19 protein-coding genes are annotated in these 14503 nt (G+C 51.9%); all 19 read left to right on the top strand.

From position 1 onward, the window contains the following. Nucleotides 1–85: 85 nt before the first annotated feature. Nucleotides 86–265: a DUF4222 domain-containing protein gene (locus HV041_RS06170; RefSeq protein ID WP_003034732.1), complete on the top strand. Its 180-nt coding sequence runs from the start codon at nt 86–88 to the stop codon at nt 263–265. Beyond that, nucleotides 255–1121 (top strand): conserved phage C-terminal domain-containing protein, encoded by an 867-nt coding sequence (locus tag HV041_RS06175; RefSeq protein WP_182294083.1) that lies wholly within the window; start codon nt 255–257, stop codon nt 1119–1121. The genes HV041_RS06170 and HV041_RS06175 overlap by 11 nt, the downstream gene beginning before the upstream one ends. After that, nucleotides 1121–1999 (top strand): phage N-6-adenine-methyltransferase, encoded by an 879-nt coding sequence (locus HV041_RS06180; protein ID WP_182294275.1) that lies wholly within the window; start codon nt 1121–1123, stop codon nt 1997–1999. The genes HV041_RS06175 and HV041_RS06180 overlap by 1 nt, the downstream gene beginning before the upstream one ends. Next, nucleotides 1992–3809, top strand: a complete 1818-nt coding sequence (locus HV041_RS06185) for a DNA cytosine methyltransferase (protein WP_182294084.1) — start codon at nt 1992–1994, stop codon at nt 3807–3809. Before HV041_RS06180 ends, HV041_RS06185 begins: the two co-directional genes overlap by 8 nt. Further along, entirely contained in the window at nt 3806–4204 is a 399-nt protein-coding gene (locus HV041_RS06190) for a RusA family crossover junction endodeoxyribonuclease (protein ID WP_182269535.1), read from the top strand. The genes HV041_RS06185 and HV041_RS06190 overlap by 4 nt, the downstream gene beginning before the upstream one ends. 86 nt (nt 4205–4290) lie before the next feature. After that, nucleotides 4291–5178: an ORF6N domain-containing protein gene (locus HV041_RS06195; RefSeq protein ID WP_226814010.1), complete on the top strand. Its 888-nt coding sequence runs from the start codon at nt 4291–4293 to the stop codon at nt 5176–5178. Continuing rightward, nucleotides 5175–6170 carry a DUF968 domain-containing protein gene (locus tag HV041_RS06200; RefSeq protein WP_182294085.1) on the top strand — a complete coding sequence of 332 codons (996 nt, stop codon included), beginning with the start codon at nt 5175–5177 and terminating at the stop codon, nt 6168–6170. The genes HV041_RS06195 and HV041_RS06200 overlap by 4 nt, the downstream gene beginning before the upstream one ends. A gap of 21 nt (nt 6171–6191) precedes the next feature. Beyond that, nucleotides 6192–6881, top strand: a complete 690-nt coding sequence (locus HV041_RS06205; protein WP_182294086.1) for a bacteriophage antitermination protein Q — start codon at nt 6192–6194, stop codon at nt 6879–6881. 199 nt (nt 6882–7080) lie between these two features. Beyond that, nucleotides 7081–7320, top strand: a complete 240-nt coding sequence (locus tag HV041_RS06210) for a hypothetical protein (RefSeq protein ID WP_182294087.1) — start codon at nt 7081–7083, stop codon at nt 7318–7320. A 167-nt stretch (nt 7321–7487) separates the two neighbouring features. Further along, on the top strand, nt 7488–7823 hold the full coding sequence (locus HV041_RS06215; protein ID WP_065944772.1) for a phage holin, lambda family: 336 nt from the start codon (nt 7488–7490) through the stop codon (nt 7821–7823). Between the two features lie 9 nt (nt 7824–7832). Next, the gene (locus HV041_RS06220; RefSeq protein ID WP_182294088.1) at nt 7833–8450 is read left to right on the top strand and encodes a glycoside hydrolase family 19 protein; all 618 of its coding nucleotides are present in this window, start codon (nt 7833–7835) and stop codon (nt 8448–8450) included. After that, nucleotides 8447–8986: a DUF2514 domain-containing protein gene (locus HV041_RS06225; protein ID WP_182294089.1), complete on the top strand. Its 540-nt coding sequence runs from the start codon at nt 8447–8449 to the stop codon at nt 8984–8986. Before HV041_RS06220 ends, HV041_RS06225 begins: the two co-directional genes overlap by 4 nt. A 159-nt stretch (nt 8987–9145) precedes the next feature. Further along, a complete protein-coding gene (locus tag HV041_RS06230; protein WP_182294090.1) occupies nt 9146–9670 on the top strand; it encodes a Rha family transcriptional regulator in 525 nt (174 codons plus the stop codon). A gap of 64 nt (nt 9671–9734) precedes the next feature. Further along, nucleotides 9735–10085 carry an HNH endonuclease signature motif containing protein gene (locus tag HV041_RS06235; protein ID WP_182294091.1) on the top strand — a complete coding sequence of 117 codons (351 nt, stop codon included), beginning with the start codon at nt 9735–9737 and terminating at the stop codon, nt 10083–10085. A 126-nt stretch (nt 10086–10211) separates the two neighbouring features. Next, nucleotides 10212–10709 (top strand): phage terminase small subunit P27 family, encoded by a 498-nt coding sequence (locus tag HV041_RS06240; protein ID WP_182294092.1) that lies wholly within the window; start codon nt 10212–10214, stop codon nt 10707–10709. Next, nucleotides 10706–12439 (top strand): terminase large subunit, encoded by a 1734-nt coding sequence (locus HV041_RS06245; protein WP_182294093.1) that lies wholly within the window; start codon nt 10706–10708, stop codon nt 12437–12439. Before HV041_RS06240 ends, HV041_RS06245 begins: the two co-directional genes overlap by 4 nt. Nucleotides 12440–12451: 12 nt before the next feature. After that, the gene (locus HV041_RS25005; RefSeq protein ID WP_121540637.1) at nt 12452–12634 is read left to right on the top strand and encodes a hypothetical protein; all 183 of its coding nucleotides are present in this window, start codon (nt 12452–12454) and stop codon (nt 12632–12634) included. Further along, nucleotides 12634–13863, top strand: a complete 1230-nt coding sequence (locus tag HV041_RS06250) for a phage portal protein (RefSeq protein WP_182294094.1) — start codon at nt 12634–12636, stop codon at nt 13861–13863. The genes HV041_RS25005 and HV041_RS06250 overlap by 1 nt, the downstream gene beginning before the upstream one ends. Next, a complete protein-coding gene (locus HV041_RS06255) occupies nt 13850–14503 on the top strand; it encodes an HK97 family phage prohead protease (RefSeq protein ID WP_016150486.1) in 654 nt (217 codons plus the stop codon). The genes HV041_RS06250 and HV041_RS06255 overlap by 14 nt, the downstream gene beginning before the upstream one ends.

Here is a 14503-nt window from a genome sequence, read left to right on the forward strand (position 1 = left end):
GCAAAGTATCAAATCGCTGGGTGTCATGTAACCACAGCCAGGCTGCCGTAATTGTGGGGGTCTACTATCGGAGGGCAAAACGCCTGTGCGCGAACTTAACCGAAGGTTCAAAGATCACCGCGGAGTGCCAGTCCGTGTTATCCGCTGGGAGCCAGAAACACAGCGCGTTATCTACCTGCGAGATGGCTATCCACACGAATGCTTCAGCCCACTTGAGCATTTCAGGCAAAAGTTCAGGGAGATAACGGACGATCATGAGCACTAAATTAACCGGCTACGTATGGGATGGTTGCGCATCGTCGGGCATGAAGTTGTCTAGTGTTGCGATCATGGCTCGCCTTGCTGACTTCAGCAGCGATGAAGGTGTGTGCTGGCCGTCAATTGAAACTATCGCTCGCCAGCTTGGCGCGGGCCCGAGCACTATCAGAACGGCAATCGCAAAGCTTGAAAAAGATGGCTGGCTCACGCGTACACAGCGCCGTAATGGTAACCGTAATGCTTCTAACGTGTACCGCCTGAATGTGGCGAAACTTCAGACTGCCGCATTTTCTCAACTGTCAGATTCTGACACGTCAAAATCTGACGCATCAAAATTTGACGCCTCAAAAACTGACCCGTCGAAATCTGGCAAAAACAGCGGTTTTGACCCGTCAGAATCTGGTGGGGATCCGTCAGTAAAATCAAAACAAGATCCACAAGTAACTTCAAAACCCTTTTGTTCGGTTGCGGCGCAACCAGACCCTGAGGTTGTGATTACTGATCAGGCCAGACAGGTTTTGTCTTACCTGAACCAGACTACTGGCTCACGCTACCAGGTATGCAGCACGTCGCTGGAGAATATTCGCGCCCGTCTTCGGGAACAATTCACGGTTGATGACCTGTGCCTGGTAGTGGATTACAAAAATGCCGATTGGCGTGATAGCGAGCAGGCGCAATACCTCCGCCCGGCAACTCTGTTCATTCCAAAAAACTTCCCTGGCTACCTGCAAAGCGCGACCAAATGGTCCAGTGCTGGCCGGCCTGAACGCGTTAACGGCAAATGGGAGACTAACTCAGCCAGCCGCGCAAACTTCCAGAGTGTTGATTACTCACTGCCAGAAAATTCGGGGTTCCGTTCATGATGACCAATAAATATTGCCAGGCGCTGGCGGCACTGCGTAGCAAACCAGCTCACGAATTGAAAGAAGTTGGCGATCAGTGGCGGACACCGGATCTGCTTTTTTGGGGGATCAACGCGCTATTTGGTCCATTAGTTCTGGATTTGTTTGCTGACGACGACAACGCGAAGTGCCCGGCATGGTACACCGCCGAAGATAACGCGCTGACACAGGATTGGGCGGAAATACTGGAATCAATCGGCGGTGCCGCATTCGGAAATCCACCCTATAGCCGCTCCCAGTACCATGAGAAACAGGCGATTACCGGCATGACCCACATCATGGATCACACAATGGAGATGCGTGAAAAGGGTGGGCGTTACGTGTTCCTCATTAAAGCAGCGACAAGTGAAACGTGGTGGCCGGAAGACGCCGATCACGTCATGTTTATCCGCGGTCGTATTGGGTTCGATCTCCCAGTGTGGTTTGTTCCTGCTGACGATAAGCAGAAGCCTACCGGTGCTTTCTTTGCTGGCGCCATTGCAATCTTCGATAAGTCCTGGCGCGGCGAGCGTTTCAGCTACATCAACCGTACCGAACTGGAGGAAAAAGGGAAGGCATTTATGTCGCTGGTCACATTTGCCGCTGGCAAGGCCCAGCAAGCAGAAACAGCACAGCCAACTGCGCCGCTGACATTACCAGAAGTCGAATCGCGTATCTGGCCTCTCGAGGTTGGTCTGGTGTTTAACCAGGTGGAAGGCGTTGATGTATTAAGCGAGGTTCAGCAGAACAAGCTGAAAGCCAACATCAATCAACTCTGGCTGGAACGAACGGCCACCAGCGAAATTATCACAATTGCGCGTGGTCTTGTTGGCAGCATGCAGGGGGTAACCCATGCGTGAGATTATCGTTGATAACTTTGCTGGTGGCGGTGGCGCATCGACGGGTATTGAGCTGGCGATCGGGCGCAGCGTGGATATTGCAATCAACCACGACGAAAACGCCATTGCGATGCACAAGACGAACCACCCTGACACACTGCATTACTGTGAATCCGTATTTGACGTGGATCCGTTAGCCGCCACCGGCGGTAATCCTGTTGGGCTGGCATGGTTTAGCCCGGACTGCCGACACTTCTCAAAGGCCAAAGGCGCAAAGCCTGTGAAAAAAGAGATACGCGGTCTGGCTTGGATTGTTCTGCGTTGGGCACTGGCAAAGCGACCGCGTGTGATGATGCTGGAGAATGTGGAAGAGTTCAAAACGTGGGGACCTCTGCTGGCCGATGAAATGCGTCCGGATCCTGCCCGTACTGGCGAAACATTCAATGCATTTGTCGGCATGTTGTCCACTGGCATTCCTGCTGATCACCCGGCACTGTCAGAGGTTTGTGAGTTTCTGTCTATTGAAAGAGGTAGCGAGCAGGCGCAACAGCTGGTGGATGGGCTTGGATATGATGTCGATTATCGTGAACTGCGCGCGTGTGATTACGGTACGCCGACGATCCGCAAACGCTTCTTTATGGTTATGCGCTGCGATGGCTGCCCAATCCAGTGGCCTGCTGTTACCCATGGGGATCCTAAGTCTCTGGAGGTACAGAGCGGCAGGCTGATGCCATGGCGTACCGCTGCGGAATGTATCGACTGGAATGTTCCAGCACTGTCCATCTTCGACCGCAAAAAACCGCTGGCGGAGAACACTCTGAAGCGGATCGCGCGCGGTATACAGCGCTTTGTTATCGAAAGTGCGTCGCCGTTTATCGTGAAGTGCAATCACACCAGCACCAAAACGAGTTACGACTGTTTCCGCGGTCAGAAGCTGGACGAGCCTTTGCAAACTATTACTAAAACCCACGGTTACGCGTTAGCTGTTCCACATCTGACAAAATTCCGCACTGGCGCAACCGGGCAGCCCGTTACCGAACCTGTCCCGACGGTAACCGCTGGCACATCAAAACGTCCAGGTGGGAATGGGCATGCACTCGGGATTGTTGAGGCTGCACTGACGCCATTCCTGGCGGGTAATGGTGGTAGTGAATACCAGGCTAAACCGCGCCCGCTGGATAAACCTGCTCATACCATTCTGAAGCAATCCCGCGCCTGTCTTGTTGCGCCAGTGATAGCCCGCCAGTTTGGGGCCAGCGTCGGCCACCGGGCAGACGAACCGAGCGCAACCATCACCGCTGGCGGTGGCGGTAAATCTCAACTGGTAGGTGCGTTCCTGGCTAAACACTACGGCGGTAACTATACGGGGCCGGGTGTCAGTATGGATGAACCCGCGCACTCAGTGACCACTGTCGATCATCATGCGGTTGTTGCCTCTCATCTGGTGAAACTGCGTGGAACATGCCGCGACGGGCAACGCCTTGATGTGCCTATGCCAACAATCACCGCTGGTGGCCAACACGTGGGTGAGGTGCGCACATTTCTCGAGACGTATTGCGGGGAAAGTGACGATGAATGGCTGGTAACGATCGATGGGGTTAAATACCAGATCGTTGATATTGGAATGCGCATGTTGCAGCCGCATGAACTCTACAAAGCGCAGGGCTTCCCGGATGGATACGTTATTGATCAGGACTACCGTGGAAATCGCTATGCAAAAGATAAGCAGGTAGCCCGCTGCGGTAATGCGGTACCACCACCATTCGCTAGGGCGCTGGTGGAGGCAAATCTTCCGGAACTATGTGCAATGCAACAACAGGAGGTGGCATGAAACTTGTGCTCCCGTTCCCTCCGAGCGTGAACACTTACTGGCGCGCCCCTAACAAGGGGCCGCTGGCCGGTCGTCACCTCATTAGTGTTGATGGCCGTAAATACCAGAGCGCTGCCTGCGTGGCGATCATTGAGCAATTACGACGTCTCCCGAAGCCATCGACTGAACTGGCAGCGGTAGAAATCACTCTGTACCCGCCGGATGCGCGCCGCCGGGATATCGATAATTACAACAAGGCTCTGTTTGACGCGCTGACGCATGCGGGTGTCTGGGAAGACGACAGCCAGATTAAGCGCATGCTGGTGGAATGGGGGCCAATAGTACCGAAGGGAAAAGTTGAGATAACCATAACGGCATATAAAAAAGAGGTGGTTATATGTCCAGCTGTGGGTTGAATATTGGTCGATATGGCAGTAATGTCGGAAAGTGCAAGCGAAACGGGCGTGCAGGCCCTTCGCAACAATCAGAGTATGGAGATAATATGAGCAATCATCATGTTATGGGCACCGCTACGCCCAAAAATAGCACTTCATCAGTAATTTCCGTTAATCACTCATCGGTGCCGGTGATCACTTATCGCAATCAGCGCGTAGTGACTACGGAATCTTTAGCAAGCGGCTACGGTACAACAGCGCAAAACATCACGAATAACTTTAACCGCAATAAAATGCGTTTTGTTGAGGGTAAGCATTACTTTCGAATTGAGGGTGATGAAGTCGAAAATTTGCGCAACTCTTTCAGCAGTGTGCAAATATCATCAAAGGCTCGCAGCCTTTATCTTTGGACTGAGCGCGGCGCCTCCCGCCACGCAAAAATGCTTGAAACCGAATTAGCCTGGGACTTCTTTGAACAGCTTGAAGATCATTACTTCAATCTTCGTGAGGTCCACGGTGTCATGCTGCCGAATATGTCTGATCCAATAACCCTGGCGCGTGCGTGGGCGGATGCCATGGAGGCAAAGCAGCAAGCTGAGGCGCTTACCCACCAGCAAGCCGAATATATCGAGCATCTCGAGAGCCTCTTCACTGATGGGCTTTCCCCAGTACAGTTCTGTAAACGTCTGAATGGCGTTAATACCTCAAAAATTAGCGCCTGGCTTGTTTCGATGAACTGGTTATATGACGACAATCCGGAAGGACGCAGCGCACAATGGCGTGTCCGGTCATACGCGCGTGATAAATACCTCACCGAGAAAAGCAGCAAAGTCTCTCCAAATTCAGCAGTCAGCTTTACCACCTATCAGCCGGTTCTGCTTCGGGAAGGGGCCACCTGGATCTACAAAAACTATCTGAAAGGGAAGCTTCCGATGAAGGTGACCTGGAACGGGAGCTTCACCCACGATAAAGAACTGGCTGGTGGCGACAATTGAGGGCATTACTCACACCTGAAATAGCCTCCCGTATGGGGATTGTGTTGTTTCGTCCCGGCGCGGAACTGATGCATCTCTTCATGCGAGGTCGCGTTCTGCTCGAGCCTGAACCAGAAGAAATGGCGTCATTCAGTACCGGGGCTGTTCCCGGAGTCATTCAGCCGCTGGCTGATGATCCGGTAATGCGGCAGGTCTTCGGGAATGAACGGGTTATACAGCGTGCCGGTGGGCTTTCTTCCCTTGAGCAGTGGCTGAGTTCACGGTTTGAATGCCAGTGGCCCCATTCATCGAGGCATGACAAGAACTTTACAACAATGCGGCACGAGCCAGGAAGCATTCGCCTGTGCTGGCATTGCGATCACATCCTGTCCGGGCAACATACCGAGCAGCTTGCAGATATAGCGGCAGGAAACCTGGTATCCTGGATTCTGGAAGTCATTCGGCGTGATTCTGGTTTTCCCGAGTCGCATATCCTGACACTACCGGAACTGTGCTGGTGGATGGTCAGAAACGACCTGGCTGATGTTATTCCGGAAAGCGTTGCGCACAAAGGGCTACGCCTTCCGGATGAGAATATCAGCTCTGTCATGAGGGAAAGCGACATTGTGCCTTCCGTATCGGCAACCAGCCTCGTGCAGGAGAAGGCGAAGAAGATCCTCACGCTCTCTGTTGATCCGGAGTCGCCAGAGTCTTTCATGCTCAGGCCAAAACGTCGCCGCTGGGTAAATGAGACGTATACCCGCTGGGTTAAAACACAACCGTGTGAGTGTTGCCGACGGCCAGCAGATGATCCGCACCATATCGTAGGGCACGGTATGGGTGGTACAGCAACAAAAGCCCATGACCTCTTCGTGATCCCTCTGTGCAGAGAGTGCCACGACGAGTTACACGCCGATGTACCGGCATTCGAGCAGAAGCATGGTACGCAGCTTGAGTTGCTACTGCGTTTTATGGATCGGGTGCTGGCGATCGGTGTAATTGCGACAGCTTAAGTGTATGGAGCGCTGAGAAGCATGAATCAACAAGACCTGAATTTTGTCAGAATAGAACTACGTCGTGCGCTGCCTGACCTTTCTGGGGGAACGAAAGGGCAGCTTGAAGCTTTCAGTGAACACCCACCAGCAGACAAAAATGCCACCCCACGCCGTGGAATTCATCTCGTCGAACTCGAAGGAGAGAAGGGGCCACGCTTTGTTAACTCGCTTTCCGCGCCACTGTATGTGCTGGAAACACGCAGCCTCCGCAGGCCAATGCCGCCGATAAAAGACGCTGAATTTGAGTCCGCGCCGTGGCGTAGGGCAGTGTCCGCGCTTAGTGGATACCAGCAGGCCTGGTTGCTGTACTGCTACGGTTTCGACCTTAGCTATAAGCACCAGGTGATGATGTGTGAATACGTCTGGAAAACTTATCAGAAATGCCTGGGTGAAAACTCGCTTCAGGAGCGCGTAGTAAAGAAACTGATAGGCCTGGTATGGCTTGCAGGGCAGGAAGTTGCCGCAACCCGAAACAATGAAACCTATAAAGACTACGCTGGTGCGGCGCTGGCCCGTATGGTTAGCGTTGACCGTTCTACGTGGTTGCGTGTCTATTCAGGGCACTGGGCAGGGTTAAAGGCCACTTTTAACCAGCTTGATGAGTCTGCGCTAGCCATGGCTCTTGAGTATTATGAGGATGAAGAAACCCTCAAAGTGGCAGAAATGTGAACTAAATTTCACTATCTCCTTCAAACGCGCTTGCAAAATGCAACAAAATAAGCCATATTTAAAGCATATTTGATACGTTGCCAAAGTTTTATAAACCCGCCGATGAGCGGGTTTTCTTTACCGCTTTTGACACTCAATCTACGTCAAAATCAATATGTTATAATTCCTCTGGTCAAAACAAGCCACCGGAGGCAGTGCTATGAAAATCACACCTGCACATTTTGAAATTCTGCGTCGAGCAGTTGCACTTGGCCCACGTGAAACAATTCAATCTTCTGATCTTCCTCACATTCCTGCGATAACGGTAGATTTTGCCATTTCAGATCTTGCTGATTTGGGATTGGTAAATGCTGTGCAAAGTAAGTCTGATGAAGGTGGGTGGATAGCGATTGAAATCACGTCAAAGGGTGCTCGTTATTTAAATGAACTGGAGGCTTAATTCACCCTCTAGTAAAACGCGGGACGTAATCTATAGGCTGCCATTTGGCGGCCTTTTCTATTTCAGGCTCTGGGAATCACCCTTACTTTCACCTTTGCATAAGAGCCCAGAAGACTGATCCTCCTTTCCTCACACAGCGCCATCCGAACTATCGGAGGTGAGAGACCATGAAAATGCATAACGACCCTCACTCTTGGACGGAGTTAATTGAGTTACTTCATAGCTGGTGGCGCGGTGATACGCCAATTGGCGCAGTTCTTTTATCGGTAGCGATGGCTGTACTGCGAATTGCATATGGTGGCGGCGGCTGGAAAAAGATGGTGCTGGAAGGGTTGATGTGTGGCGCCATGACGCTGACGGCTGTTTCCGCACTTGAGTATTTCAGCCTTCCACAGTCTCTTTCCATTGCTATTGGTGGTGCACTGGGCTTCGTTGGCGTTGAGCAGGTGCGCTCAGTGGCCACACGCGTTTTCAATGTTCGCTTTGGTGGCGACGCCAAGTAAGGGATCAACATGAACCAACAACAATTTCAGCAGGCGGCTGGTATCAGCGCCGGGCTTTCTGCACGCTGGTTTCCGCACATTGATGCGGCAATGAAAGAGTTTGGAATTACAGCGGTTAATGATCAGTCCATGTTCATTGCACAAGTTGGGCATGAATCCAATGGCTTTACCTCGCTGGTGGAGAGCTTCAACTACTCGGTAGACGGGCTGAAGAAAACCTTTGGTAAACGCCTTACGCAGTATCAGTGTGAAATGCTGGGGCATGTCGATGGTAAGCAGGTGGCCCACCAGCCACAAATAGCCAATCTGGTTTACGGTGACCGCATGGGGAATAACAGCCAGGGTGATGGCTGGAAATATCGCGGTCGTGGCCTGCTTCAAATCACCGGCCGCGAGAACTACGCCAAATGCGGCGCGGCGCTGAAGCTTGATCTGATCAGCACACCAGAGTTGCTGACACAGGAGAAGCATGCAGCCCGTTCTGCTGCATGGTATTTCACATTACGTGGTTGCCTGATGTATTCAGGTGATGTTGTCCGTGTAACGCAGATCATAAACGGTGGCCAGAATGGACTGGCCGACAGAAATAGTCGTTATAACAAAGCGCGGGCGGCGTTGCTGGTATGACAGCGGTCTTTGCTTTTGTTAAGGCGCGGTGGAAAACAATCATTGTATTGCTGCTGTTGGCTGGTGCGTTTATTGCCGGAAGTGTCTGGAGTGAGCGGGGCTGGCAAAAGAAGTGGGCGGAACGTGACAGCGCGGAATCATCGCAGGTAGCGAACGCGCAGACCGCAGCCCGCATGATTGAACAAGGGCGCATTATTGCCCGTGATGAGGCTGTAAAAGATGCACAAGTACAAGCCGCTAAATCTGCTGCCACTGCTGCTGGCCTGTCTGCCACTGTTAGCCAGTTGCGCACCGAAGCAACAAAGCTTGCCGCCCGCCTGGACGCCGCAAAGCACACCGCAAATCTTGCCGCTGCCGTCAGAAGCAAAACAACCGACGCCGACGCCAGAATGCTCGCCGACATGCTCGGAGATATTGCAGCAGAAGCTAAACGTTATGCTGGAATCGCTGACGAACGCTACCGCGCCGGAATGACGTGTGAACGCATTTACGACTCGGTGAGAGAGTCAAATAACAACCCCATAGCCTCGCAATAGCGGGGCTTTTTTATACCAGCAGTAAACCGCGCATCGCAGCGCATGACAATCCCGAGTCTTTCAGAAAGCTGAGCCTGAGAACTGCCGTATATGGTGGCGACCATCTCGGGGCGGCTTTTCTGTGCGAACAGGCTCATCTTTCTAAAAGGTAAAAACGCTATGAATAATCCGTCAGTTATTCCGGCCTTCGACTTCCGCGAAATGGTGCAAGCCAAAAACGGAGAGGTCGTCACCACTTCCAGAAAAGTTGCCAAGTACTTCGGCAAGCGACACGGCGATGTGCTCAGGAAAATCGAGCAGGTTAAGTCCGATTGCTCGAGTGAGTTTGGCCAACGCAATTTTGCGTCGGCTGATTATATCGATGAGCAGGGTAAGGTTCGCCCGATGTACAGCCTGACAAAAGATGGCTGGATCATGGTTGTGATGGGATTCACTGGGAGAGCTGCTGCAGCAATCAAAGAGAGTTATATCTCAGCATTCAACTGGATGTCCGAACAACTTAGCCGACGCATGGCGATGGGCGAAGAAATCCAGCACCGCTATGCCATCAAAGAAACACGCTCGAAGCTGAAAGGCACGGTCGGCAGTCATTTAATGAACGAACGCAAGAAGGAAAAGCGCGTCCTGGCACTGGAGCATGAGCACATCATGCAGGTGACGCAGCCAGAATTGTTGATTGGCTGATCGCGACATTACAGCAGGCATTCAATGAGTGCCTGCGATAATGCTATACGTTTGGGGAGTGAATATGCCACCGCGCACACCGAAGGCTTGTCGCGTTCGCGGCTGTCGGAACACCACAACAGACCCGTCTGGCTACTGTGAAAATCACAAAGGTGAAGGCTGGAAGTCCTATAAGCCAGGTCAATCACGACAGCAGCGTGGATACGGAACAAAGTGGGAAGTTATCCGGGAGCGGATACTTAAGCGAGACAAAGGGCTGTGTCAGAACCATCTTCGGCAGGGGATCGTGAAGCAGGCGTCGTGTGTGGACCACATCAAAGCGAAGGCCCACGGCGGTACTGATGAAGACAGCAACCTTGAAAGCCTCTGCTGGTCGTGTCACGCCGCGAAGACCGCGCGTGAGCGGATCAAATGAGAATTGATGTCATCATCAGCCAGGGGAGGGGGAGGTCAAATCTCTGCGACCGCGCGCCTTCCGGACTGCCCGCCTCCTCGTATTTTTATACCCGCGAAAAATGAAATTTAACCAGGAGTGTCGCTTATGGCTGGAACGGCGGGGCGTTCCGGGCGTCGCCCCAAGCCAACGGCGCGCAAGGAGCTGGCAGGGAACCCCGGCAAACGATCCCTGAATAAAGAGGAACCTGTATTCACACCGATTAAAGGTGTGGCACCACCTGACTGGTTTTCTGAGGATGACGGTCTGCCAATGGCGGCCGTCATGTGGGAACTGACCACAAAAGAATTATGTGGTCAGGGATTACTGTGTGTTACCGATCTTGCCGTACTTGAGCGCTGGTGTGTTGCCTATGAGTTCTGGCGCAGGGCGGTTAAAAATATCGCCAGAGATGGGCTGTCCATCACTGGTGCTATGGGGGGGAAGATAAAAAACCCTGAGCTAACCGCAAAGAAAGAGCAGGAATCGGAGATGAGTTCTACCGGCTCCATGCTTGGCCTTGACCCCAGTAGTCGTCAGCGACTGATCGGCCTTGCCGGACAGAAGAAAACCTCTAACCCATTCCTGAAGATGATCAACTCATGAGCCGGAAATCGTACCCCAACGTAAACGCCGCGAATCAATACGCCCGCAACGTTGTGCGGGGGAAAATTCCGGCGTGCCAGTTTGTCATTCAGGCCTGCCAGCGTCATATCGATGACATGGCGGCTGAAAAGAGTAAGAAATTTCGTTACCGCTTCGATAAAGACATGGCAGAAAAGGCTGCGAAATTTATCCAGTTGTTGCCACATACAAAAGGAGAGTGGGCATTCAAGCGGATGCCGATCACCCTGGAGGCATGGCAGCTGTTTATTGTGTGCTGCGCCTTTGGCTGGGTCCAGAAAGGATCGAAGCTTCGTCGATTTCGCGAGGTTTACACGGAGATACCGCGTAAAAACGGGAAATCGGCCATTTCGGCGGGTGTGGCGCTGTACTGTTTTACCTGTGATAACGAGTTTGGCGCTGAAGTATATTCCGGAGCCACAACTGAAAAGCAGGCGTGGGAAGTATTCAGGCCCGCTCGTCTGATGTGTAAGCGCACACCGCTGCTGGTGGAAGCGTTCGGGATCGAAGTTAATGCGTCCAACCTGAACCGGCCAGAAGATGGCGCGCGTTTTGAGCCGCTGATTGGTAACCCTGGGGACGGCGCTTCACCGCACTGTGCGATTGTTGACGAGTATCACGAACACCCAACAGATTCGCTCTACACCACAATGCTGACGGGTATGGGGGCGCGGCGACAACCGCTGATGTGGGCGATCACCACAGCAGGTTACAACATCGAAGGTCCATGCTACGACAAACGACGTGAAGTGATTGAAATGCTAAACGGCACGGTACCCAACGACGAGTTGTTTGGCGTGATCTATACGGTTGATGAAGGTGACGACTGGACTAATCCAAAGGTGCTTGAGAAAGCCAACCCGAATATGGGTGTCTCAGTCTACCGCGACTTTCTGTTAAGCCAGCAACAGCGTGCTATCAATAATGCTCGCCAGGCTGGCGTGTTCAAAACCAAGCATCTCAATATCTGGGTTGCTGCCCGAGCAGCTTTCTTCAACCTGGTATCCTGGCAGAACTGTGAAGATAAAACCCTGACCCTGGAAATGTTCGAAGGTCAACCATGTGTTCTGGCTTTTGACCTGGCGCGCAAGCTGGATATGAACAGTATGGCGCGGTTGTTCACCAGGGAAATTGACGGCAAGACACATTACTACAGCGTTGCTCCCCGCTTCTGGGTTCCCTACGACACAGTATTCAGTGTTGAAAAGAACGAAGATCGTCGTACTGCGGAGCGATTTCAGAAATGGGTTGAAATGGAACTGCTTACAGTTACTGATGGCGCTGAAGTGGATTACCGCTACATCCTTGAAGAGGCCAAAGCGGCAAACAAACTCAATCCGGTCAGTGAGTCACCGATTGACCCATTCGGCGCGACGGGGCTTTCACATGATCTGGCTGATGAAAGTCTTAATCCGATCACTATCGTTCAGAACTACACCAATATGTCAGACCCAATGAAAGAGCTGGAAGCAGCCATTGAGTCTGGGCGTTTTCATCACGACGGCAACCCGATCATGAGCTGGTGTATCAGCAACGTGGTCGGGAAGTATCTGCCGGGTAATGACGACGTTGTAAAACCCATTAAGGAGCAGAACGAAAACAAAATCGACGGCGCGGTTGCGCTGATTATGGCGATTGGACGTTCAATGCTTTATGAAAAAGTGGACTCTATCTCCGATCGTATCGAATCCCGCGGCATTCGTTCACTTTAAACCGAGGCGTTTATGATCCTGACAATACTCACTCCATTGGTCGGAGTGCTGGGGGCTCTGTTGCTCTCATTTGGGGCGTGGATGATTTATCCCCCTGCAGGCTATATTGCCGGAGGTCTACTGTGTCTGACCTGGTCATGGATGGTGGCAAAATTTATATCCTCCACATCAGAGAAACAAACGGGAGGTGACTGATGTTCTTCCCCGGTATGTTTTCCAAAAGCAGTCAGCCAGTATACACCGCGGCCGATCTGGCGCAGGAGGTAGGGCTGTCATATGACACTTATACAGGGAAACGAGTAAGCAGCCAGCGAGCTATGCGGCTAACTGCGGTTTTCGGTTGTATCCGGGTTCTTGCTGAGTCGATGGGCATGCTGCCCTGTAACCTGTACAAAATAACCGGAAACAGCAAACAAAAAGCGACTTCCGAAAGGCTGCATAAATTACTGACGATGAAGCCAAATGATTACATGACCCCCCAGGAGTTCTGGGAGTTGGTCATTGTCTGTCTTTGTCTTCGCGGTAATTTTTACGCCTACAAAGTAAAAGCACTTGGCGAAGTGGTCGAGCTCCTTCCTATTGATCCTGGGTGTGTTGAACCGAAGCTTAACAGCCAGTGGCAGCCGGTTTACCAGGTAACATTCCCCGATGGCTCAACAGATGTGCTTGGGCAGGATGATATCTGGCATGTCAGGACGCTTACCTTTGACGGGCTGGTAGGACTGAACCCTATAGCCTATGCAAGAGAAGCAATATCTCTGGGAATGGCAACGGAGGAACATGGTGCAAGGTTGTTCAGCAATGGTGCCGTGACATCTGGGGTGCTACGTACTGATAGTGAATTAAGTGATGCTGCTTATGCCCGTCTGAAGGCTGATTTTGAAGAAAAGCACCAGGGGCTGGGTAACGCTCACCGACCAATGATTCTCGAAATGGGTCTCGACTGGAAATCGATGGCGCTCAATGCGGAAGACAGTCAGTTTCTTGAGACCAGGAAATTCCAGCTGGAGGAAATATGCCGCCTGTTCCGGGTGCCGATGCACATGGTGCAGAACACTGACCGCTCGACGTTCAACAATATTGAAAACCTCGGCATGGGGTTTATCAATTATTCACTCGTTCCGTATATGACCCGCATTGAGCAGAGAATCAACATTGGGCTGGTGAAGGAATCAAAGCAGGGTGTGTACTACGCAAAATTCAATGCCGGCGCATTGCTGCGCGGGGATATGAAGTCGCGATTTGAGGCGTATTCAACAGGCATTAACTGGGGTATTTACTCACCAAATGACTGCCGGGAACTCGAAGAACTTAACCCACGCGCAGGCGGAGATATTTACCTTACGCCAATGAACATGACGACGAAGCCGTCAGACAGCAGCAAGAACAAAATAACTGAGGAACAACATAATGCCGATGACTAAACAGCGGCTGGATATTCCGCTACAGCTAAAGTCTGTCAGCGACAGCGGGGAGTTTGAAGGTTATGGCTCTGTTTTTGGCGTAAAGGACAGCTACGATGATGTTGTCGTGCCAGGCGCTTTTTCGGCCTCCCTTCAGGCATGGAAAGAAAAGAATGCTCTCCCTGCATTACTCTGGCAGCACCGTATGGATGAACCTATCGGTATTTACACGGAGATGAAAGAGGATGAGGTTGGCCTTTATGTTAAAGGCCGGTTACTCATTGATGACGATCCCCTTTCGAAACGCGCACACGCCCACATGAAGGCCGGTTCTTTAACCGGTCTTTCTATTGGTTACATGCTGAAAGACTGGGAGTACGACCGCGTTAAGGGCGTGTTCCTTCTCAAAGAGATCGACCTGTGGGAAGTCAGTCTCGTCACGTTTCCGTCGAACGATGAAGCGCGTGTAAGTGATGTCAAAAGCGCATTTTCACGCGGAGAAATCCCTTCTCAAAAAAGTATTGAACGAGTCCTGCGCGATGTTGGGCTCTCACGCACCCAGGCTAAAGCATTCATGGCCGGGGGTTATAGCTCACTTTCACAGCGTGATGTTGATGAAGTGAGTACCGCACTGGATGCACTGAAAAACATCAAATTTTAA

Source organism: Citrobacter sp. RHBSTW-00029 (assembly GCF_014104295.1).
Classification (GTDB): domain Bacteria; phylum Pseudomonadota; class Gammaproteobacteria; order Enterobacterales; family Enterobacteriaceae; genus Citrobacter; species Citrobacter youngae.